Source organism: Microbacterium sp. zg-B185 (genome assembly GCF_030246885.1).
Classification (GTDB): domain Bacteria; phylum Actinomycetota; class Actinomycetes; order Actinomycetales; family Microbacteriaceae; genus Microbacterium.
In genome coordinates, this window is record NZ_CP126739.1 from 791,088 (window position 1) to 810,955 (window position 19,868).

At 68.8% G+C, this 19,868-nt stretch carries 16 protein-coding genes; 11 read left to right on the top strand and 5 right to left on the bottom strand.

Annotation, left to right across the window (positions count from 1 at the left end; all coding sequences use genetic code 11):
- Positions 1-326 precede the first annotated feature (326 nt).
- The 4 genes from QNO12_RS03720 to QNO12_RS03735 all read left to right on the top strand — a co-directional run bounded on the left by QNO12_RS03720 (position 327) and on the right by QNO12_RS03735 (position 4,296).
- Positions 327-1,499 carry a PQQ-binding-like beta-propeller repeat protein gene (locus tag QNO12_RS03720; RefSeq protein ID WP_257502908.1) on the top strand — a complete coding sequence of 391 codons (1,173 nt, stop codon included), beginning with the start codon at positions 327-329 and terminating at the stop codon, positions 1,497-1,499.
- Positions 1,500-1,603: 104 nt separating this feature from the next.
- Positions 1,604-2,740, top strand: a complete 1,137-nt coding sequence (gene glf, locus QNO12_RS03725; protein ID WP_257502907.1) for a UDP-galactopyranose mutase — start codon at positions 1,604-1,606, stop codon at positions 2,738-2,740.
- Between the two features lie 24 nt (positions 2,741-2,764).
- Positions 2,765-3,556, top strand: coding sequence for an ABC transporter permease (locus QNO12_RS03730; RefSeq protein WP_257502906.1), 792 nt, complete (start codon positions 2,765-2,767; stop codon positions 3,554-3,556).
- On the top strand, positions 3,556-4,296 hold the full coding sequence (locus QNO12_RS03735; protein ID WP_257502905.1) for an ABC transporter ATP-binding protein: 741 nt from the start codon (positions 3,556-3,558) through the stop codon (positions 4,294-4,296). The genes QNO12_RS03730 and QNO12_RS03735 overlap by 1 nt, the downstream gene beginning before the upstream one ends.
- A 63-nt stretch (positions 4,297-4,359) precedes the next feature.
- Here QNO12_RS03735 and QNO12_RS03740 read toward each other — a convergent pair whose 3' ends face one another.
- Together QNO12_RS03740 and QNO12_RS03745 are read right to left on the bottom strand one after the other, a co-directional pair.
- A complete protein-coding gene (locus QNO12_RS03740) occupies positions 4,360-5,355 on the bottom strand; it encodes a glycosyltransferase (RefSeq protein WP_257502977.1) in 996 nt (331 codons plus the stop codon).
- Positions 5,355-7,265: a glycosyltransferase gene (locus QNO12_RS03745; RefSeq protein WP_257502904.1), complete on the bottom strand. Its 1,911-nt coding sequence runs from the start codon at positions 7,263-7,265 to the stop codon at positions 5,355-5,357. The genes QNO12_RS03740 and QNO12_RS03745 overlap by 1 nt, the downstream gene beginning before the upstream one ends.
- A gap of 143 nt (positions 7,266-7,408) precedes the next feature.
- Here QNO12_RS03745 and galE point away from each other — a divergent pair, with 143 nt between their 5' ends.
- On the top strand, positions 7,409-8,401 hold the full coding sequence (gene galE, locus QNO12_RS03750; RefSeq protein ID WP_257502903.1) for a UDP-glucose 4-epimerase GalE: 993 nt from the start codon (positions 7,409-7,411) through the stop codon (positions 8,399-8,401).
- A gap of 8 nt (positions 8,402-8,409) precedes the next feature.
- On the opposite strand, the gene QNO12_RS03755 is transcribed toward galE, so the two are convergent.
- On the bottom strand, positions 8,410-9,741 hold the full coding sequence (locus tag QNO12_RS03755; protein WP_257502902.1) for an O-antigen ligase family protein: 1,332 nt from the start codon (positions 9,739-9,741) through the stop codon (positions 8,410-8,412).
- Positions 9,738-11,138, bottom strand: a complete 1,401-nt coding sequence (locus tag QNO12_RS03760; RefSeq protein WP_257502901.1) for an O-antigen ligase family protein — start codon at positions 11,136-11,138, stop codon at positions 9,738-9,740. The genes QNO12_RS03755 and QNO12_RS03760 overlap by 4 nt, the downstream gene beginning before the upstream one ends.
- A gap of 86 nt (positions 11,139-11,224) precedes the next feature.
- On the opposite strand from QNO12_RS03760, the gene manA reads away from it, so the two are divergent.
- The 4 genes from manA (at position 11,225) to QNO12_RS03780 (ending at position 17,274) form a co-directional block, all read left to right on the top strand.
- Positions 11,225-12,409 carry a mannose-6-phosphate isomerase, class I gene (gene manA, locus QNO12_RS03765; protein ID WP_257502900.1) on the top strand — a complete coding sequence of 395 codons (1,185 nt, stop codon included), beginning with the start codon at positions 11,225-11,227 and terminating at the stop codon, positions 12,407-12,409.
- A 179-nt stretch (positions 12,410-12,588) separates the two neighbouring features.
- The gene (locus QNO12_RS03770; RefSeq protein ID WP_091705126.1) at positions 12,589-12,909 is read left to right on the top strand and encodes a WhiB family transcriptional regulator; all 321 of its coding nucleotides are present in this window, start codon (positions 12,589-12,591) and stop codon (positions 12,907-12,909) included.
- A 103-nt stretch (positions 12,910-13,012) separates the two neighbouring features.
- Complete coding sequence (locus QNO12_RS03775; RefSeq protein WP_257502899.1) at positions 13,013-15,859, top strand: glycosyltransferase; 2,847 nt, start codon at positions 13,013-13,015, stop codon at positions 15,857-15,859.
- Positions 15,856-17,274, top strand: a complete 1,419-nt coding sequence (locus QNO12_RS03780) for a DUF5719 family protein (RefSeq protein ID WP_257502898.1) — start codon at positions 15,856-15,858, stop codon at positions 17,272-17,274. The genes QNO12_RS03775 and QNO12_RS03780 overlap by 4 nt, the downstream gene beginning before the upstream one ends.
- Positions 17,275-17,386: 112 nt before the next feature.
- On the opposite strand, the gene QNO12_RS03785 is transcribed toward QNO12_RS03780, so the two are convergent.
- Positions 17,387-17,827, bottom strand: coding sequence for a metallopeptidase family protein (locus tag QNO12_RS03785; protein ID WP_257502897.1), 441 nt, complete (start codon positions 17,825-17,827; stop codon positions 17,387-17,389).
- 147 nt (positions 17,828-17,974) lie between these two features.
- Here QNO12_RS03785 and QNO12_RS03790 point away from each other — a divergent pair, with 147 nt between their 5' ends.
- Positions 17,975-18,184: a DUF3499 family protein gene (locus tag QNO12_RS03790; RefSeq protein ID WP_257502896.1), complete on the top strand. Its 210-nt coding sequence runs from the start codon at positions 17,975-17,977 to the stop codon at positions 18,182-18,184.
- Positions 18,185-18,241: 57 nt separating this feature from the next.
- Positions 18,242-19,708, top strand: coding sequence for an adenosylhomocysteinase (gene ahcY, locus QNO12_RS03795; protein WP_257502895.1), 1,467 nt, complete (start codon positions 18,242-18,244; stop codon positions 19,706-19,708).
- The last annotated feature ends 160 nt before the right edge of the window (positions 19,709-19,868 follow it).

The window sequence follows — 19,868 nt, forward strand, 5'->3', positions numbered from 1 at the left end:
CCGGACGCCTTACGGTATCCGGAAAAGGAGTTCCGGTGACAATGCAGGGCAGTAATGAGGAGGTTCCTCGAGACGAGTCGGATCGAGCGATCGGCGACACCACCGGGGCGGTGACGAAGTGGCTGCCCTGGACGGTCGTAGGGCTGACAGCCGCGATCTTGATCGCGGGTGCCAGCGTCGGTATCGCGGTCGCTAATGGGTCCGCGCCGAGGAGCTCGTCGACGCCCGCCGCTACCCCATCACCTTCGGCGGCGCTCATTGATCGCCCGACGCAGGCACCAGCGGCTGAGCCACCTGTCCCCTCGTACGGCTCATGCGTACGCGACATGGAATTCTCGTGGACCGACCCCGCGAAGATGAACGATCTGCCCGAATACGCGGGTTTCGTTCAGAAGACCGCGCTTGCGATGCACTCGTCGGCTTATGGATGGGGACTGAGCGGCTTTCCCTACGGCACCAATGTCGCTCCAGGACGCGTGATGGTCCGCACCCCGTCTGATCTGCCGGAGCCGAACTACGCATACCGAATGCTCGAGATGCCCGCCGGGACAGAGCGCTGGCGGGTCGATCTGCCCGTCGATGTGCAGGGCGGTTCTACATTCATCAGCGCACGGCCGGACCTGGCAGAACATGAGGTCGTGTTCTTCTGGCGGTCGGATGCCGATCGCACGGAGATCACCGTGCGATCGCTGGACAGCGGCCGGGTGCTCTCGACGGCGGAGTTCGCCGCCTCCACCGAATTCGCGTGGGAGCTGGGCGAGAGGGAGGGCTCGTTCGTAGCTCAGCGTGACTTGATCGTCTACTCCGAAGGCGGCGTGGTCACCGCAGTTCGTCCGCAGGATCTGGGCGCTCCGGTGTGGCAGGTCCCTGGCGAGAAGGCCGTGACCGCGGGTGAGGTGGTCTTCGTAGACGGGGTCGCCCGCGCATTCGAATCCGGCGCATCGCTCGGATGGTCGGTGGCGCCCGTCCACCTCGAAGACGGGGGAGCCTGGCAAGCTGGCGGGATACTCTTCGCCACCGGCGACGACTCCTCCCTCACCCCGATCGATCCGCGCACCGGACAGGCGTGCGGACCGACCCAGCACGGCATGCTGATGTCGGTTCGCGACGGATACGTCGTCGTCACGATCGATCGCGAACTGCTCGCGTTCGATCGTTCGGCGACTTTTGTCGAGTCTTTGGGCTCCCTGACCGCCGATTCCGTCGCCATGGTGCTGGCCGGACGACCGGCCGAGCGGACGGCCGACGGCCGGTACAACGTCTTCGGCGCAGGCGGGACCGTCACGACGTTGTCGGTGGGCGAGACGGTACCGATCGGGTATGACTCCGAGCGGCTCTTCACGCAATCGCCGTACACGGGCCCAGTTACGGCGTACGACCTGGCCACCGGAGCGGTTGTCTGGCAATCGGAGCCGGTCGTGCCCGCGATCAACTGGGGGGGAACGATGGTTCGACTGCAGACCAATCCCATGGAATGGCCGATCACGGTCGCCGAGTAGCTCCGACACTCGTCAGAGTCGCTGGATAGACTGGCGGTGCGGCGGTGCGATCGGCCCGCCGCGCCGCCGTGTCTGCGGCGACCGCGAACCAAGAGGGCGCACACATGGATCTTCTCGTCGTCGGCTCCGGCTTCTTCGGTCTCACCATCGCCGAACGCGCGGCATCCGACGGTCGCAAGGTGACCGTCATCGACCGCCGTCATCACATCGGCGGCAACGCCTACAGCGAGAACGAGCCCCAGACCGGCATCGAGGTGCACCGTTACGGGGCACACCTGTTCCACACCTCCAACCCGAGCGTGTGGGAGTACGTGAGCCGGTTCACGACGTTCACGAATTACGTCCACCGCGTGTACACGAACCACAAGGGCGTGGTGTACCCCCTGCCGATCAACCTCGGCACGATCAACCAGTTCTTCCAGGCCGCGTACTCTCCGGACGAGGCCCGCGCGGTCCTCCGCGAGCTGTCGGCTGAGTTCGATGTGAAGGATGCCGCGAACCTCGAGGAGAAGGGCATCGCGCTGATCGGTCGCCCCCTGTACGAGGCGTTCATCCGCGATTACACCGCCAAGCAGTGGCAGACCGACCCGAAGAACCTGCCTGCCGAGGTGATCAGCCGACTGCCGGTGCGGTACAACTACGACAACCGCTACTTCAACGACACGTGGGAGGGTCTGCCCACCGACGGATACACGGCGTGGATCGAGCGGATGGCCGATCACCCCAATATCGAGGTGAAGCTCGGAGTCGACTTCTTCGACGAGCAGCAGCCGCTGAACAAGGCGGCCACCGTCGGACAGGTCCCGATCGTCTACACCGGGCCGATCGACCGGTACTTCGACGATGCCGCGGGCGCCCTGTCCTGGCGCACCCTCGACTTCGAGGAGGAGGTCCTCAGCGTCGGCGACTTCCAGGGCACGCCCGTGATGAACTACGCCGACGCGGACATCCCGTATACGCGCATCCACGAGTTCAAGCACTTCCATCCCGAGCGCGCTGACCGCTACCCGGCCGACCAGACCGTCATCATGCGCGAGTTCTCCCGCTTCGCCACGCGCGACGACGAGCCGTACTACCCGGTGAGCACCGCCGAGGACCGCGCGGGCCTGCTGGCCTACCGGGAGCTCGCCAAGGGCGAGAAGGACGTCTACTTCGGCGGCCGTCTGGGCACCTACCAGTACCTCGACATGCACATGGCGATCGGCTCGGCGCTGTCGATGTGGCACAACCAGCTCGCGTGACGCCACCCCCATAGACTCGACTCCGTGACCACAGCCGCCGTCGGCGCTCCCGGCTCGCCGAGGCGCTACCTCCACGCGTTGTGGCTGCTCTCCGCGCGGGACCTCCGCGTCCGCTACGCCACGAGCGCGCTCGGCTACCTGTGGTCCGTCCTGGACCCGCTCGTGATGAGCCTGATCTACTGGTTCGTCTTCACGCAGGTCTTCGGCCGCGGCGTCGGGGAGGAGCCGTACATCGTGTTCCTGATGTCGGCGCTGCTGCCGTGGATGTGGTTCAACTCGTCGGTGTCCGATTTCACCCGCGCCTTCAACAAGGACGCGCGGCTGGTGCGCTCCACCGCGATCCCGCGGACGATCTGGGTGAACCGCATCGTGCTGAGCAAGGGCATCGAGTATCTGCTGTCCATCCCGGTTCTGGTCCTGTTCGCCGTCTTCGCCGGCGCGACCGTGGGCTGGGGCTTGCTGTGGTTCCCGCTGGCGGTGCTGCTGCAGGGGATCCTGCTGGTCGGGCTGGGTCTTCTCGTCGCGCCGCTGTGCGTGCTCTACGCCGACCTGGAGCGCACCACCCGACTCATCCTGCGCGCGCTGTTCTACGCGTCGCCGGTCATCTACGGTGTCTCGGACCTGCCCGCACCGTTCTCCGAGATCGCCGCCTTCAACCCGCTCGCGGGCATCTTCACGCTGTACCGCGTCGGATTCTTTCCGGATCAATGGGACACCTTCAGCGTCGTGCTCGCCGCCGTGATGAGCGTGGTCTTCCTCTGCCTCGGCATCCTGGTGTTCCGTAGCCTGGAGCGTCCCGTGCTGAAGGAGCTGTGATGACCGGACTGGCGATCGAGGTGCGCGACCTGGGCGTCCGGTTCCGTCGCAACCGCAGAGGGCGGCGGAGCTTCAAGGATCTGTTCGCGGATTCGTCGCGCCGGTCGAAGCCGGGCGAGTTCTGGGCGCTGCGGAACGTGTCCTTCGACGTGCGGCCGGGGGAGTCGATCGGAGTGGTCGGGCGCAACGGACAGGGCAAGTCGACGCTGCTCAAGCTCGTGGCCGGCGTGCTGCTGCCCGACGAGGGGGCGGTGACGGTGCACGGCGGCGTCGCCCCGCTGATCGAGATCACCGGGGGGTTCGTGGGCGATCTGACCGTGCGCGAGAACGTCCGCCTGACCGCCGGCCTGCATGGGATGTCACGGGCCGAGGTGGCGCGGCGGTTCGACGGAATCATCGATTTCGCGGAGTTGCGCGACTCCATCGACACGCCCTACAAGCACCTGTCGAACGGCATGAAGGTGCGTCTGGCCTTCTCCGTCGTCTCCCAGCTCGAGGAGCCGATCCTGCTCGTCGACGAGGTGCTGGCCGTCGGCGACAAGGCCTTCCGCGAGAAATGCTACCGGCGCATCGACGAGCTTCTGGCCGAAGGCAGGACGCTGTTCTTCGTCAGCCACAATGAGCGGGATCTGCGGCGCTTCTGCACCCGGGGCCTGTATCTGGACAGGGGCGCGCTCGCACTGGATGCCCCGATTGGCGAAGTGCTGGACCGTTACAACGCCGACTACAACGGGGGCTGACCGGACGGCTCGGCCGGCAACGCGGGACCGGAGCCCGGCGGAGCAGAGCAGTCCGGGCCGCCGTCAGCGGGCGGTGGCCTCAAGCGGCGGCATCGGCTGCCAGGAGGAATCCCGGGCGATCCGGCGACCGTCCCGAATGCCGCGGAACAGGTTGCTCGTGCCGCGGACCGTGTGCTCGACGGCGAAGAGCCGGATGAGCTCCTTGACGAACGTGAGCGCCGTCCCGGCACCGAACAGCATCGGGTTGTAGACACCCAGCGAACGGTAGTAGTTCTTCATGTGGCCGCGGTTGCGCATGATGTAGTACCGATACGCATTGCTGCTTGCGTTCATGTGGCGGATGCCCATGTCCCACTGCTTGATCTCGCGCGTCCGCCGCAGCACGAACTCGTTCACGATCACCGAGGTGGTCTTGCGCGAGGCGAGCCAGCCGTACATCTGGTCGTCCCAGTAGATGAAGAAGCGAGGATCGGGCAGGCCGATCTGCTGCACGATGTCGCGGTGGATGAACATCCCCTCGAAGCAGCCGGAGTTCATCTCCTTGAAGCCGGTCTCGTCGAAGCCGGCCGGGGCGAACGGGATCGGGATGCCCAGCGGCTCGGCAACCCGGTACTGCCAGTAGAACTCGCTGCCGTCGTAGTCGTAGCGGCGCCCTTGGATGCTCTTGAACCGCGGCGCCCAGGATCCCATCCGGGCCAGGCCGTCGGGCAGCACCTCGACGTCGTCGTCCATGAGCCACATCCAGGTGGAGCCGAGCTCGTACGCGACGCGCATCCCCTCGCTGAAACCACCCGAGCCGCCGGTGTTCGTCTCCAGCCGCCGGTAGACCAGCTCCGACCCGAGACGCTCCCGGAAGGACTCCACGACCAGCGTGGTGTCGTCCACGGACGCGTTGTCGATGATGACGACGTGCCCGGGCTTCGGGTCCATGCGCGTGATGCTCTCCAGCAGCCTCGTCAGCAGTCCCGAGCGGTTGTACGTGACGATCGCGATCGTGGCCGATGCCGGATCGAACGCCGGTTCCGTCTCGAGACCCTCGTGGCGCGAAGGGGATACGATCACGAGCTTTCCCCGAACGTACGGCGCCACTCCGCCAGCGATGTCATCTCTGTCTGGGCGCGGCGGTAGCGCTGCGACAACGCAGGCCACTCCCTGCGGAGTCGGCGATGCAGGCGGACGCTATCGAGGAGCATGCGTCGATAGTTTGCCCGGTTGCGCACGTACTTGTTCTGGCCCGACCCGTCCGCAGCGCTGACCAAGGCGGAGTCGTAGAGCGGCAGGCGCCACCATTGCGCGTCGAGCTTGCCGAATTCGACCTCCGGCTGGCTGACGTTCTCCGGCCTGGGGGCGTGGAACCAGTGCGAGACCAGCGTCACAGCCGTGAACCAACGCAGCTTGAGGCCTGTGGGATTGTCGAGTTCATGCAGAGAGGCCCGCTTGAAGACTTGGCGACCGCGTCGAGATCTGAGCGGGACCCCGGTGTCCTTGTGTACCCGCGTCTCGGGAAACTTCTTTGCGAGGTCGCGGGCTGCGGGCATGGCGGTGGCCAGGTTCGCCCGCATATGCTCAGGACCGGACAGGACATCGCGCAGGGCGCGATGGCGCAGTGCCACCGGATAATACTGCATCATCATCAGATGCTTCAGATCCACTCGTCGGCTGTGCTTTAGCAGGCGACCGCCGCGCGGCACCGGGGAATGCAAGAGGCCTGCCACGATCCGGTTGCGGGCATGGAAGTATGCCTGCCAGTCGATTGAGTCATCCTTGCCGACCCAGGAGACATGCCACAACGCAACACCGGGCACCGACACGGTAGGGAAACCAGCGTCGCGAGCGCGCAAACAGTACTCCGCGTCGTCCCATTTGATGAACGCGGGCAAAGCGAGCCCGACGGCACGAATGACCTCAACGGGTATCAGGCACATCCACCAGCCGTTGTAATCGGCATCGAGACGCATGTGCAGCATGGGTGTCTGGCGGAGGTTGGATGCCGAGAAGTCGTGAGGAAGTTTGTCCTGGTAGAGCGCCCGCCACATGAAGGGCTCGTCGTCCACCACCTCGGCCCAGGCATGCAGCTTCGGGCGATCGAGGAGGTCGAACATGTGTGCGCCGACAATGGTGGGAGTGGACGCGTAGCGCCCGAAAACGATGGAGCGTCGCACCGACTCGGGCTCGAGGCGGACGTCGTCATCCAAGAGCTGTACGAAGTCGCTTTCAGGACGGTCCAGCGTTTCCGCCATCGCCCGCGAGAACCCTCCCGAGCCGCCCAGGTTCGGCTGCGTGATGACCTGAAGGGTATCCCCCAGTGTGGCGGCGACCTCTGCGAACTCCGGCTGCGCATCGACCCGGCGGTCGCCCTGATCAACAACGAAGATCCGGTCGACGACCTCAAGAACATCAGGCTCTGCCGCGAGGTTCAATAGGGTCCAGATGCAGTAGTCCGGTTTGTTGAACGTCGTGATGCCGATGGACGCTTTGCCCATGCGCGCGGGTTCCTGCTCCGTGGTCCACTCCGCGCCTTGAAAGAGCACGTCTTTGTCGTCGGCGACGAGGTCGAACCAGATCCAACCGCCGTCGCTGAACTGATCGAGCTGGAGTTCGAACGAGTTCGTCGCATCGCCGTCTGCTTCACGGGTCTCAAGGCGCTGACTCACACCGGACCCGGTGGACCGGTAGATCAAGATGGTGCAGGGACCTTCGGTGCGAACAGTCAGCGTCACGTGTCGCACCGCGGTCCAGTGCTGCCAGTATGAAGCCGGGAAGGCGTTGAAGTAGGTGCCGAACGACACGCGCCGCCCCGCGAGGATTCGCGCCTGATGGCGCCCCAGGATGTTTCCCATGTGTGCCAGGTTCGACACGCGAACCGGCTCGTCGTCGATGATCGACCACGTCTCCGGGTCCGCGTAGAGAGGCAGCAGATCGGGATCGCGATCGAGGGGGAAGACGACATTCTGCAGGACGTGAGGCACGTGGAAAACTCCGAAAAGACGGCGACTGGCGCCGAGTCGTGGGGCCGGGAGTAGCCTACCCTCCGATCATGAGGATCTTCTGGATCCGCCGCCTGCCGTAGCCTCAACTGCGTGGGTGCTGCAATCGAAGGGCGAGCGGTGCGATGAAGGTCTTGATCACCGGGGGTGCAGGGTTCATCGGCAGCACGGTCGCATCGGCGTGCATGGATGCCGGAATCATCCCCGTGATTCTGGATGACCTTTCCACCGGCCGCGAAGCTTTCACGCGTGGTCGGTTGTTCTACCGAGGAGATATCGCGGACGCCTCCCTCCTCGACCAGATCGCTGCCGATCACCCTGACCTTTCGTTCGCGATCCACTGTGCGGCAAAGGTGGTCGTCCCCGACTCGGTCATAGATCCGCTGGGCTACTACGACACGAATGTAGCCAAGACGATCGAGCTGCTCCGCGGCCTGCAACGCAACGGCATCGGCAAGGTCATCTTCAGTTCCTCTGCTTCCGTCTACGACGCGGAGGACGGCGGCGCCGTGACCGAGGAAGGGCCGATCCAACCGGCCAGCCCATACGCCCGGACGAAGGCGATGGTCGAGCAGATCCTCGCCGACAGTGCGGGTGCCGGGGATTTGCGAGCCATCGCGCTTCGATATTTCAACCCGATCGGCGCGGATCCCCAGTCTCGGAGCGGTCTTCCCCAGCGCGACCCGTCGCATGTGCTGGGCCTGTTGATCTCCGCGCATCGGCACGGTGGAACCTTCACCATCACCGGAACAGACTGGCCGACGCGGGACGGGTCGGGACTGAGGGACTTCATCCACGTGTGGGACCTCGCGCGCGCGCATGTCCAAGCGGTTCGGCGCTTTGACCTCGTCACAGAGAAAGCGGCCTTCCGTGCCGTCAATGTCGGCGGGGGCACCGGAACGACCATCCGGGAACTCGTCGCCGCATTCAAGCGGGTCACCGGGGCCAGCGTCGACGTGCGCATCGGGCCCCGCCGCGCCGGTGATGTCGCGGGCGCGTACGCGGACGTGCAGCGGGCAGCGGATCTGCTCGGCTGGCGGGCAGAGCTGACCATTGACGAAGGCATTCGCGACTCGCTCGCGTGGGCTGAGTCCTTCGACTCAGCGTCGGGGCACTGAGCCCCGGGCTACGCGTTGGAAGGCCGACCTTCCTGGATACTCGGCAGGTCCGGCCCACCGCCGATCGCATCGATGCGCTCCCGCCACGAGCGGGATTGACCGGCGCGCACCGCGCAGAGCACGAGCAGGAGCCAGCCGAATCCGAACAGCGCGAAGCTCTCGAACATGGAATTCACCAGCAGGGTGATCAGCAGCAGCGGAGTCCACGCGTAGATCACCGAGCGGCGCTCGCTCGCGTCCAGCCACGACCGCACCAGGGCGGTGCCCACGAAGGCGGTGAACAGCAGCAGCCCGGCCCACCCGAGCTGCAGCAGCACGTCGAAGTACGCGTTCAGGCCGGTCGCATGGCTCGTGCGCAGCCCGTAGTTGATGGCGTTGAACGGGAACACCTGGGGATCCCAGGGGCCGAACCACCCCCAGCCCTGCACGGGCTTGGAGCGCAGATAGTCGACCATCGTGTTCCACAGGTCCACGCGCATCGAGAAGTCGGTGCCGGCTCCCAGGAAGGCGATGATCGGATGCCGTGCCGCGTAGCCGATGATCACGCCCACCACCACCAGCCCGCCGAAGGCGAACTGCAGGGCCGACCGCCGCTCCGGGCTCGCGTGCCGCACCAAGGCCAGCGCACCCACGGCCAGGCCCACGGCGAGTGCGAGGACCAGGACGGTGGGGGAGTCGCTGAGGGCAGCGAGGCCGCCGGCGAGCACGACGGAGTACACCGACACGCCGACGCGCACGGACTGGGTGCGGTACTCGATCAGGAACGTGATCAGGGCGATCACCGCGGCGAAGCCCAGCAGGTTTCGCGTGCCGAAGATCCCCTGGATCGGGCCGAGCTGGGCGATGTCGCCCTGGATGCCGAGAAACCGGAAGGGCATGTCCAGGATGACGCCGGCGAGTATCTCGACGCCGAGGGAGATCGACAGCAGCACGCGCATGACGTCGCCCAGTGCGCGCGCGGTCTGCAGCGTGTCGCGGACATGACCGATCGTGACGGCGAGGAAGGCCAGGGCGGCCGTGGAGACCCAGCCCCACAATGACGTCGAGGGGCTCTGGCTCCAGAACGCGCTGATCAGTGCCCAGGCCACGAACAGCACCAGCGTGGTCGGCACGAGACGCACGAGCGAGATCTCCCGGCGTCGGGAGACGAGGATGCCGATGCCGAGCAGGCAGAGGCCCACGATGATCGAGACGTAGGTGACGCGTCCGGCGATCTTCTCGATCGCGAAGGAGGAGAAGACCGCGCCCAGGACGGCGATCGTGTACGCGCGGGCGAGCGCGGCCGACCCGAGCAGTCCGATCCAGCGCGCAGGGCCGGCGCCTCGTACCGGGTCGGTCACGAGGCCCGCGTGGTCAGCTCGCCACGCTCGATGGCGATGCGCAGCTCGGCGGCGCCTTCGCCGATGTGCGGCGACTGCTTCATCTTGAACGGGAGCATGACCAGGAACAGCCAGCCCCACAGCAGCAGCGGACTGGACTCGGCCAGGCCCTGCACCAGCAGGATGGCGCCGACCAGCGTGGGCAGCAGGGTCAGCGGTGAGTACGGCCGGTCGGCCCGCAGATCCCATCGGGGTCGGTCGACGGCGAAGAACCACGAGCGCCAGATGTAGGCGAGGTAGGCCATGGCGAGCAGGGCGACGCCGATCGCGCCGAGTTGGAAGAAGACGTCGATCCACACGTTGTGAGCCTGCATCACGGACTGGCCGTGATCGAGGATCCACCCGTCGAACGCCGGATCGCTCGTGATCCACGGGGTGGAGAATCCCCAGCCCAGCACCGGCCGCTGCATCGCGCGATCCAGCACCGCCTGCCAGATCATCTCCCGGCCGGTCAGGTCGGTGCTGCGGCCGAGCGCTGCGAAGATCGTGTCGCGCAGCAGCCAGAACGCCGCAGCGCCGCCCAGCCCGACCACGGCGAACCCGATGTAATACCGGGTGCGCTCGCCGGGGCGGCGCGCGCGGCGCATCAACAGCACCGTCACCAGCACGATCACCACAGCCGCCGCGGCCACGTACGCGGTCGCCGATGCCGCCCGATAGAACAGGTAGGCAGCCAAGACGATCCACCCGCCCAGCAGAACGCGGCCGGCCGCGCCGGCGGCGAAGCGGATCGCGAACACGACGATCGCCAGGAGGGCGACCGGTCCGAGCAGATTGGCGTTGCCCATGATGCCCTGGATCCGGCCTTCGTCGAACAGGTTGTTCCGCGACCAGTACAGGATCGGGTCGACGGGCTCGGTGCGAGGGACGAAACCGGGCAGCAGGGGCACGCGGACGAACAGTGCGACCCAGAGCTCGAAGATCAGTGACAGCGCGAGGACCCACTTCAGCGCGGCGGAGGTGGCGCGGATCACTTCGCGCCAGGTCAGCACACTCCCGATGAACAGTGCCTGCAGAGTCGTGATGCCCAGCAGCAGGAGCGTGAGCGCGGTCGCCTCCCGCCACTGCGACCAGATGATCGACAGCGCGGCCCACAGCACGTACGCCATCGTGAACCAGGGCAGGCGGCGCCACTGCACCGGTGGCCGCACCGCGAACCACAGTCCGAGTGAGAGCACCCCGCCGGCGATCGTCACCACCGCCGTCGGCAGCTGGCCGATCGCGTTGATCCACGCCGTGCCGGACAGCGCCATGAACAGCACGAAGATGCACCAGCCGCGGAGCATCAGGTGACCCGTCTTCTCGCGGACCGGTGCCGCCGGCGGGGTCGACGCCGGGTGCTTCGTGTAGACGGCCATCGTCTGATCAGGGTAGCGCCTGGCCCGCAACCCTCGTGCGCGATGACCAGTGCGGCGATGACGGTGCCCGACTCTACGCTGGAGGAATGCTGGTGCCCCTTGCGAACACCCCCCGCGACTACGACTGGGGCAGCGTCACGCTCCTGGCCGGGCTGGAGGGCCGGGATCCCTCCGGGCGCCCGGAAGCGGAGGTGTGGTTCGGCGATCACCCGGGAAGTCCCGCGCTGGTGCCGGACGGACGCCCCCTCGGTGTCTGGCTCGCCGAAGAGGGCGCGCGCACCGGCGCTCCTGCCCACCTTCCGTACCTGCTGAAGCTGCTGGCCGCGGCATCCCCGCTGTCCATCCAGGCGCACCCCTCCCGCGCGCAGGCGGTCGCGGGTTTCGCGAAGGAAGAGGCGGCCGGTGTGCCCCGGGATGCGGCGGAGCGGACGTACCGCGACGAGAACCACAAACCCGAACTGATCGTCGCGCTCAGCGAGACCTTCACCGCGCTGGCCGGACTCCGGGAGATCGCAGCCACGCGTCGGCTGTTGCAGGCGCTGGGCCCGGCAGCGGCCGGCCTGGCCGCCAGGCTGAACGGGCCGGATGCCGCGGCCGCACTGCGCGACGCGCTCGGGTGGCTGCTCTCCGGTCGGGCGCAGCCCGACGTCGAGGCGATCATCGCGGCCGCAGCCACGACCGACGACGCAGAGTTCGGCCCCGAGTTGGCACGCATGAAGGATCTCGCTGCGCGGCATCCCGGTGACCCCGGCGTGGTGGTGGCGATGCTGATGAACCTGGTCACCCTGCACCGCGGTGAGGCGGTGTTCATCCCGGCGGGTGTGCTGCACGCGTATCTGGAGGGACTCGGCGTCGAAGTCATGGCGGCCAGCGACAACGTCCTGCGCGGGGGGCTCACCGCCAAGCACATCGACGTCGCCGAACTGCTCGACGTCCTCGATTCCACACCGGGGCCCATCCGGGTGCTGCGTCCGCAGCGACTCGGCGGCGGGGCGGCCCGGTACGAGACGGATGTCGCCGATTTCGCGCTGCTGCGCGTCAGCGTCGCGCCCGACGGGTCCTCCCGCGTGCCCGTGACCGGGACCACGATCGCACTCGCCACGAAGGGAGTCCTCGAGGTCCGGGGCAACCGGTCGGGCGAGGCGGTCGAGCTCCGCCCGGGACAGGCACTGCTCGTGACCCCGGACGAGCAGCACGTGATCCTTTCCGGTTACGGAGAGCTCTTCCTGGCTCTGCCCGGGTCGGCATCCGCGGGTGCGGGCGGGTCCTGACGTGAGATGATGCCGCGTCACGGTCCCGCGCGGACGATCGCGACACGCCGACGGCGCGTCGTAAACGTTCAAGCGCCAGGTGAGGCTTTACGATCTGCGACTTGACCCCAGCGAACTACACCGGTGTAATTATCACTACACACGCGAGCCAGCGTGGGGTGAGAAGGTGGGAGAGCGAGATGACGGGTTACCGTTCCGGCGTTCCCGACAATTGGTTCGTCGATCCTGTTCAGCTGGGTGTGCCGGGGGTGCGTCGCCCGCTCGAGGGTGAGGACGGAAACCCGCTGGGCTGGCAGACAGACGCACTGTGTGCGCAGACCGACCCTGAGGCGTTCTTCCCTGAGAAGGGCGGCTCCACGCGAGACGCGAAGAAGATCTGCACCACGTGCGACGTCCGGGGCGAGTGCCTGGAATATGCGCTGCAGAACGACGAGCGCTTCGGCATCTGGGGCGGGCTCAGCGAGCGCGAGCGCCGCAAGCTCAAGCGCCGCGCGAGCTGACGCGGCCGCGTCGCCGCGCCGGTACGGCGACGACGGCCGGTTCCGGCCGACAGCGGCGCGTACACCCGGCGCGGCTGATCCACGCGCCTAGGCTGTCCACGTCATGCCCGCCAGAGTCCACGCCATTCTCGTCGTGCGCCCCGATGGGCGCACCCCCGCCGCGCACCATCTGCGTCGCACCCTCGCCGCCCTCGCGGAGCAGAGCCGACGGGTCGATGCGCTGACGATCGTGGTCTGCGGAGACGATGCCGGCGTGACCGCCGTCGCGGCGGCATCCGGAGCCGAATCGGTCATCAGCGCACCCGCGTCGACCGGATTCGCCGCCGCGACCGCGATGGCGACGCTGCGGTTGAGCGGCGACGCGGTATGGATCCTCGCACAGGACACCGCGCCGGAACCGGAGGCGCTCAGCCGTCTGGTCGGCGCTCTCGAGCTCGGGCCGTCAGTCGCCTTCGCCGCCCCCAAGCTTGTGCGCTGGGATGACCGTGCCGAGATCGTCTCCCTCGGCGTGAGCATGACGGCGTTCGGTCGCAGCGTCGGCCTGGCCGATCACGAACTGGATCAGGGTCAGCACGACGCGCGCGAGGACGTGCTGGGCGCCGACATCCGCGGCATTCTGGTCCGGACCGAGGTGTGGCGCGAACTCGGTGGGATCGATCGCGGTCTGGCGGGCGCGGACGAAGGCCTCGATCTGGGCGTGCGGGCACGGCTCATCGGCGGGCGGGTCCTGCTGGTGCCGACCGCTCTGGTCGCAGTGGCCGGAGACGGCGTCGCGGGGCTCCCGGCACCGCTGACCGGCGCGCGGCGCCGGCGCCGCGCGTTCGCGTCCCGCACGGCTGAGCTGCATCGTCGCCTCGCCTATGCGCCGCCGCCGGCCGTGCCGTTCCTGTGGCTGGCGATCCTGCCGACCGCGCTGTGGCGGTCCGTTCTGCAGATCGTCCGCAAGCGGCCGTCTCTGGTCTGGCCCGAGTGGGGGGCGGCGGCGGTGGCGACTGTGAGCCTGCCGGCCGTCGCGCGGGCCCGCTCGCGCATCCGCACCACGCGCACGGTGTCGTGGGCACAGCTGGCGCCCCTGCGGGTGACCCGACGAGACCTGCGCGAGCAGCTCGACGACGATGCCGATTCGACGGCCCCCTCCCGGCGGGGAGAACTCCGGTTCTTCACCGGCGGGGGTGCATGGCTGGTGCTCGGCGCCGTGGTGGTCTCGATCGGGGCGTTCCCCGCTCTTGCGGCGTGGCCCGTTCTCGGCGGCGGCGGCCTGGAGCCCCTGGCGGCCACGGCTGCGCGGCTGTGGGGCGACGCCGCTTACGGTCTGCGCGCCTCGGGCCTGGGCACCATCGGGCCGGCCGATCCGTTCGCGGCGGTCCTGGCCGTCGTGGGCAGCCTCTGGCCCCTGGAGCCCTCCCGGGCCCTGGTGGTGCTGTGGCTGCTCGCGCTGCCCCTGTCCGCACTGGGTGGGTGGTTCGCGGCCACGCGGGTGACGGACCGGCCGCTGCTGCGCTTCGCCGGCGGTGCGATCTGGGCACTTGCGCCCACCCTTCTGGCCGCGCTCGTGCAGGGCCGCCCCAGCGCGGTCATCGCCCACCTGCTGCTGCCCTGGCTCTTCTACGCCGGTTCCGTCGCGCATCGATCCTGGGTCGCGTCCGGAGCAGCATCCGTGGTCTTCGCCGCCGTCGCCGCCTCGGCACCGTCCCTCGTCCCCGCGCTGATCGTGATCTGGCTCGCCGCGGTCATCCTCACCCTGATCCTGCGGCGCGGCCGCGGGGTCGCCAGGGTGATCTGGCTGGTCGTGCCCGCCGCGCTGCTGGCGGCTCCGATCGTGTGGCACCAGCTGCGCGTGGGCAACCCGCTCGGACTGCTCGCCGACCCCGGACTGACCTGGCTGGGCGGCCAGGTGGGCGCGGACACCGCCGGTCGCGCCCTGCTGGCCGCAGGCATACCGACCTCCGACATCGTCGGGTGGGTCGGCTTCGTGCCGGGGTGGCCGACGTGGTGGGTGCCGCTGCTGGCTGCGCCGGTCGCGCTCCTTGCGCTCATGGCGCCGCTCACGCAGCGCTGGGCCGCCGGAGTCGCCCTCCTGGTGATCGCCGCACTCGGCCTGGCGACCGCCTTTGCAGCGGTCGGGATCTCGGTCGCCTTCGCGCAGTCGCTGCCCGTGCCGCTGTGGCCCGGCGCCGGCCTCAGCCTGGCCTGGCTGGGGGTGCTCGGCGGAGCGTTGGCCGCACTCGATGTGGGACTGGCGCCTCGGCTCGCCGCCGCGCGCAACGTGGCGGCGGTTGGCGTGGTGCTCGCGCTGACGGTGCTGGCCCTGCCCAGCCTCTCCGCGATGGCGCGCGGCACCGCACTCCTGAGCAACGGTCCCCCGAGCACGCTGCCGGCCTACGTCAGCGCCGCCGGACGCGAGGATCCCGATGTCGGGACGATGATCCTGACGCCGCAGAACGCCGGGGGAGTGTCCGCACGGGTCGTGTGGGGTGGGAGCGAGACGCTGAACGGTCAGGCGACGATGATCTCGACGCGCGTGAAGGCGACCGCTGCAGACGAGGCGATCGCGTCCCTGACCGCGGACCTGGTCACCTCCACCACGGATGACGCTGTCGCCGTCCTGGCCGGGCACGGCATCAGCTTCGTGCTGCTGGCGCCGAGTCCGGGTGCCGAGTCGGACACCGCACGCGCCTTCCGCCTCGCAGCGGCCACCGCCCTCGACCAGCGCGACGGTCTGGACTCCGTGGGCGAGACCGCCAAGGGAGTGCTCTGGCGTGTCACGCAGCCCACCGAGCCGCGGGCGCAGGCGTCGGCATCCGTTCATGAGGTCGCGCGGGGGATCGCGCTGGCGCAGCTCGCCGCCGTCGCCGTCGCTCTGCTGCTCGCGGTTCCCACGGCGGCGTCGCGCCGCGAGGCTCGGCGCACCTCTCGGGTCGTCGGCCCGCACTGGCAGGAGGGTCGATGAGCGACCGGCGTGTATTCCGCTGGGCGAGCACCAGCGCACGGCTGCTGGTGGGCACCCTGGTGGCGATCGGATTCGTCATCGCGGTGGTCACTGCCGTCTCTCTGCCGTGGCCGACCGCGGCCCGCGAACCGGTCGCGATCACGGCGATGCCGGCGCCGTCGGCGAGCGTGGTCGTCTGCCCGGGCGGGCTCCTCGCGCTCGGCCGGGAGCTGGAAGACGCGGGCCGCATCGTGACGGCGGCGCCGCAGACGGTGATCAGCGGCGTGGCGCAGGGGCGTCCGGTGCCGACGACGCGTCCGCTCACCACGCCCGCTTCGGACGGATCGGCGCCGGCCACGGCAGTGGTGGCCGAGCCGGTGGACGGCACCCGCACCGATGTGGCGGCATCCGGATCGTCCACGATCGTCGCGGAGGACCTGAGCGGATTCGCCGCGGCCGCGTGCCGACCTGCCCTGATGGAATCCTGGCTCGTGGGCGGATCCGCGGCGACGGGGGCGTCGGACACCGTCCTGCTCGCGAATCCGGGAACGGTCGCCGCGACCGTGCAGCTGACCGTCTTCGGCGCGAGCGGTCCCCAGGTGCCCGCGGGTGCCGGTGAGCTGGTCGTCGGTCCCGGCGCCCAGGCGGTGCTCCCGCTGGCCGGCCTTCAGCTCGGTGAGCAGAGCCCCGTCATCCGGGTCACCGCGACCGGCGCCCCGGTGCAGGCGGCGCTGCAGACGAGCATCACACGCACGCTCGTCCCCGGTGGCGTGGACCAGGTCGGCGCGACCGTGGCGCCGGACCGCATCCAGGTGATGCCCGGGGTCACGGTGACCCAGAACCCGGACGCGGAGGGCTCCTCGGATGCCGCGACCGTCGTGCGCATGCTCTCACCGGATCAGGACACCACTGCCGTGATCACCGCGTCCGCGGTCGGGACCGCCGCAGCGAACGCGGCGCCGACCACGGTCCCGCTCACGGCGGGCATCCCGACCGAGGTCGACCTCGGCGGGCTGGCGACGGGTCTGTACACCGTCGAGGTCTCGGCGGACACGCCGGTGGTCGCAGCGGTGTGGCAGACCACCGGATTCGGCGAAGGCGCGGACTTCGCCTGGTACAGCGCGGCACCGCCGGTCACCGGAGAGGGACTGTTCGCGACACCCCCCGGGCCGACCCCGGTGCTGACCCTGGCCAATCCGACTGAAGAGCCGGTGACCACCGCGGTGGAGGCGGTCGATGGCGGCTTCGTCACGGAGGTCACCGTTGCGCCCGGTGAGAGCGCCTCGGTGCGGCTTTCCGCGCGCACCGTCTACCTGCTCGAAGCCGGAGGCGCCGGCATCCGGGCCGGTCTGTCGCTCACCGGCGACGGCGCGCTCGCCGGTTTCCCGGTATGGCCCTCGGATGCCGCGGCGCCGCAGGTCACCGTCTACCCGTAGGCACGTCACCGCGGACGTGGCTACGCGCGGTCCGGTGCTGCGGAGATCTGGCTACGCCGCCTTCGGCGGCCCGGTGCTCCAGTAGTGGCCCAGCCGCTGATCGATGCGCGGCTCAAAAGTATCGGAAGCGCTCCGGACCGAGATCCCACGGGTCGCGGTCGAGGTATTCGGCGGCCGCGCGGAAGACGCTGCCCTCGATCATGATCCGCCGGTGCAGATCGTCGTCGCGGTGCAGATGGCTCAGTCGCTCGATGGGCAGCCGGTAGAGGATGATCCGCTTCTCGTCGGTCAGCACCCGCCACCGGGGGATGCCGTCATCGTCAGCCGCCGGCGGCATGTCGCCGACTTCGAAGCTCACGTCGCGAAGCTCCGGCCATGCCGAGCGGAGGAACTCGGCGGCGGTGCCCACCGCCAGATCGAACCGCTCCACGCGCGTTTCCAGCGGGGGAAGCGGCGGACGCACGATGGGGCTGCGGCCCTCGCGTCCGTGGCGGCCGTGACGGGCCGGTCGACGGACCGGTGCGGCCGTCTCTTTGCTCCGTCGCCATACCATGCGTCCATCTTATGGGCCCAGCGGGGAGCGGCTCGGGGTGTGCGACACCAGCCGGCTGACCGACCAGATACCGGATTCGCGCGCGCGGGACCGGCGCTGCGGCGCGGCATCCGGTTGATCCCTGCGCCGCTGGATAACGTGGGTGCGATGCGCCAGAGACTCTGCTCGAAGGTGGGATGCGCCCGAGAGGCGGTCTCCACCTTGACGTACGACTACCCCGACCAGATGGCCGCCCTCGGTCCGCTGGGTGCCGGCGGTGACCCGCACGCGCACGACCTGTGCGCCATCCACACCGATCGGCTGTCGATGCCGCGCGGGTGGGTCGTGGTTCGGCACGAGACCATCGCGCAGCGCTGACTGCGCCATTGCGCTGAGCCCAGTCCGCCTTCCCGAATGGTCTGGGAGAATGGGCGGATGAGCACCGACCTCACCGCCCCCGCAGTGCTGGATTACCGCGTCGCCGATCTGGCGCTCGCCCCGGCGGGCCGGCATCAGATCCGGCTGGCCGAGAACGAGATGCCCGGCCTGATGGCCCTGCGTGCGGAGTTCGGTCCGTCGCAGCCGCTCGCCGGCGCGCGCATCGCGGGGTCGCTGCACATGACGGTGCAGACCGCCGTGCTGATCGAGACGCTGGTGGCGCTGGGCGCGCAGGTGCGCTGGGCCAGTTGCAACATCTTCTCCACCCAGGACGAAGCCGCCGCCGCCATCGCCGTCGGCCCGCACGGGAGCCCGGATGCGCCCGCCGGGGTTCCGGTGTTCGCGTGGAAGGGCGAGACGCTCGAGGAGTATTGGGCGTGCACCGATCGGATCTTCGACTGGTCTGCGGAGGGATTCGACGGGCCCAACCTGATCCTGGACGACGGCGGCGACGCCACCATGCTGGTGCATCTGGGCGTGCAGTTCGAGGCGGCCGGCGAGGTGCCCGATGCCGCCGAGGGTGACGCGCACGAGTACCGCGTGGTGCTGCAGACGCTCCGCGCCAGTCTCGCGGCCGACCCCGAGCGGTGGACGCGGATCAGCCGCGAGCTGATCGGGGTGACCGAGGAGACCACCACCGGTGTGCATCGGCTGTACGAGCTGGCCGCGGCCGGACAGCTGCTGTTCCCGGGCATCAATGTGAACGACTCCGTCACCAAGTCGAAGTTCGACAACAAGTACGGCATCCGCCATTCCCTGCCGGACGGACTGAACCGCGCCACCGATGTGCTGATCGGCGGCAAGGCGGTCTTCGTGGCCGGCTACGGCGATGTCGGCAAGGGCGCGGCCGAGGCGCTGCGCGGCCAGGGCGCGCGGGTCATCGTCGGCGAAGTGGATCCCATCTGCGCGCTGCAGGCCGCGATGGACGGATTCCAGGTTGCACGCCTGGAGTCGGTGCTGGGAGAGGTCGACATCGTCGTGACCGGGACCGGCAACAAGGACGTCATCACCGTCGAGCACCTGCTCGGGCTGAAGCACCTGGCGATCGTGGCGAACGTCGGTCACTTCGACAACGAGATCGACATGGCCGGGCTGGAGCAGCTCGCCGGCGCCGAGGCGATCGAGATCAAACCGCAGGTGCACGAGTGGCGGATGCCGAACGGACGCAGCGTGCTCGTGCTGAGCGAGGGACGCCTGATGAACCTCGGCAACGCGACCGGGCATCCGTCCTTCGTGATGAGCGCGTCCTTCACGAACCAGGTGCTCGCCCAGCTGGAACTGTTCACCAACATCGAGCAGTACCCGGTCGGCGTGTACGTGCTGCCGAAGGCGCTCGATGAGAAGGTGGCGCGCCTGCACCTGGCCGCGCTCGGTGTCGAGCTGACCGTGTTGACGCCCGAGCAGGCCGCGTACATCGGGGTTCCCGTGGACGGCCCGTACAAGCTGGACCACTACCGGTACTGAGCTCCGCAGTCACACGTTGCGCCCTCCGGCGGCTCCGCGCTCGCCGGAACTGACCGCGGACCGCTGCGCGCCTCCGGGCGAAAAGGGGCTCCGCAGTCAGTAACTGCGGAGTGCGGGGGCTACCGGGTCGCGGAAAGCGACTGCGGAGCAGCGCGCCGTC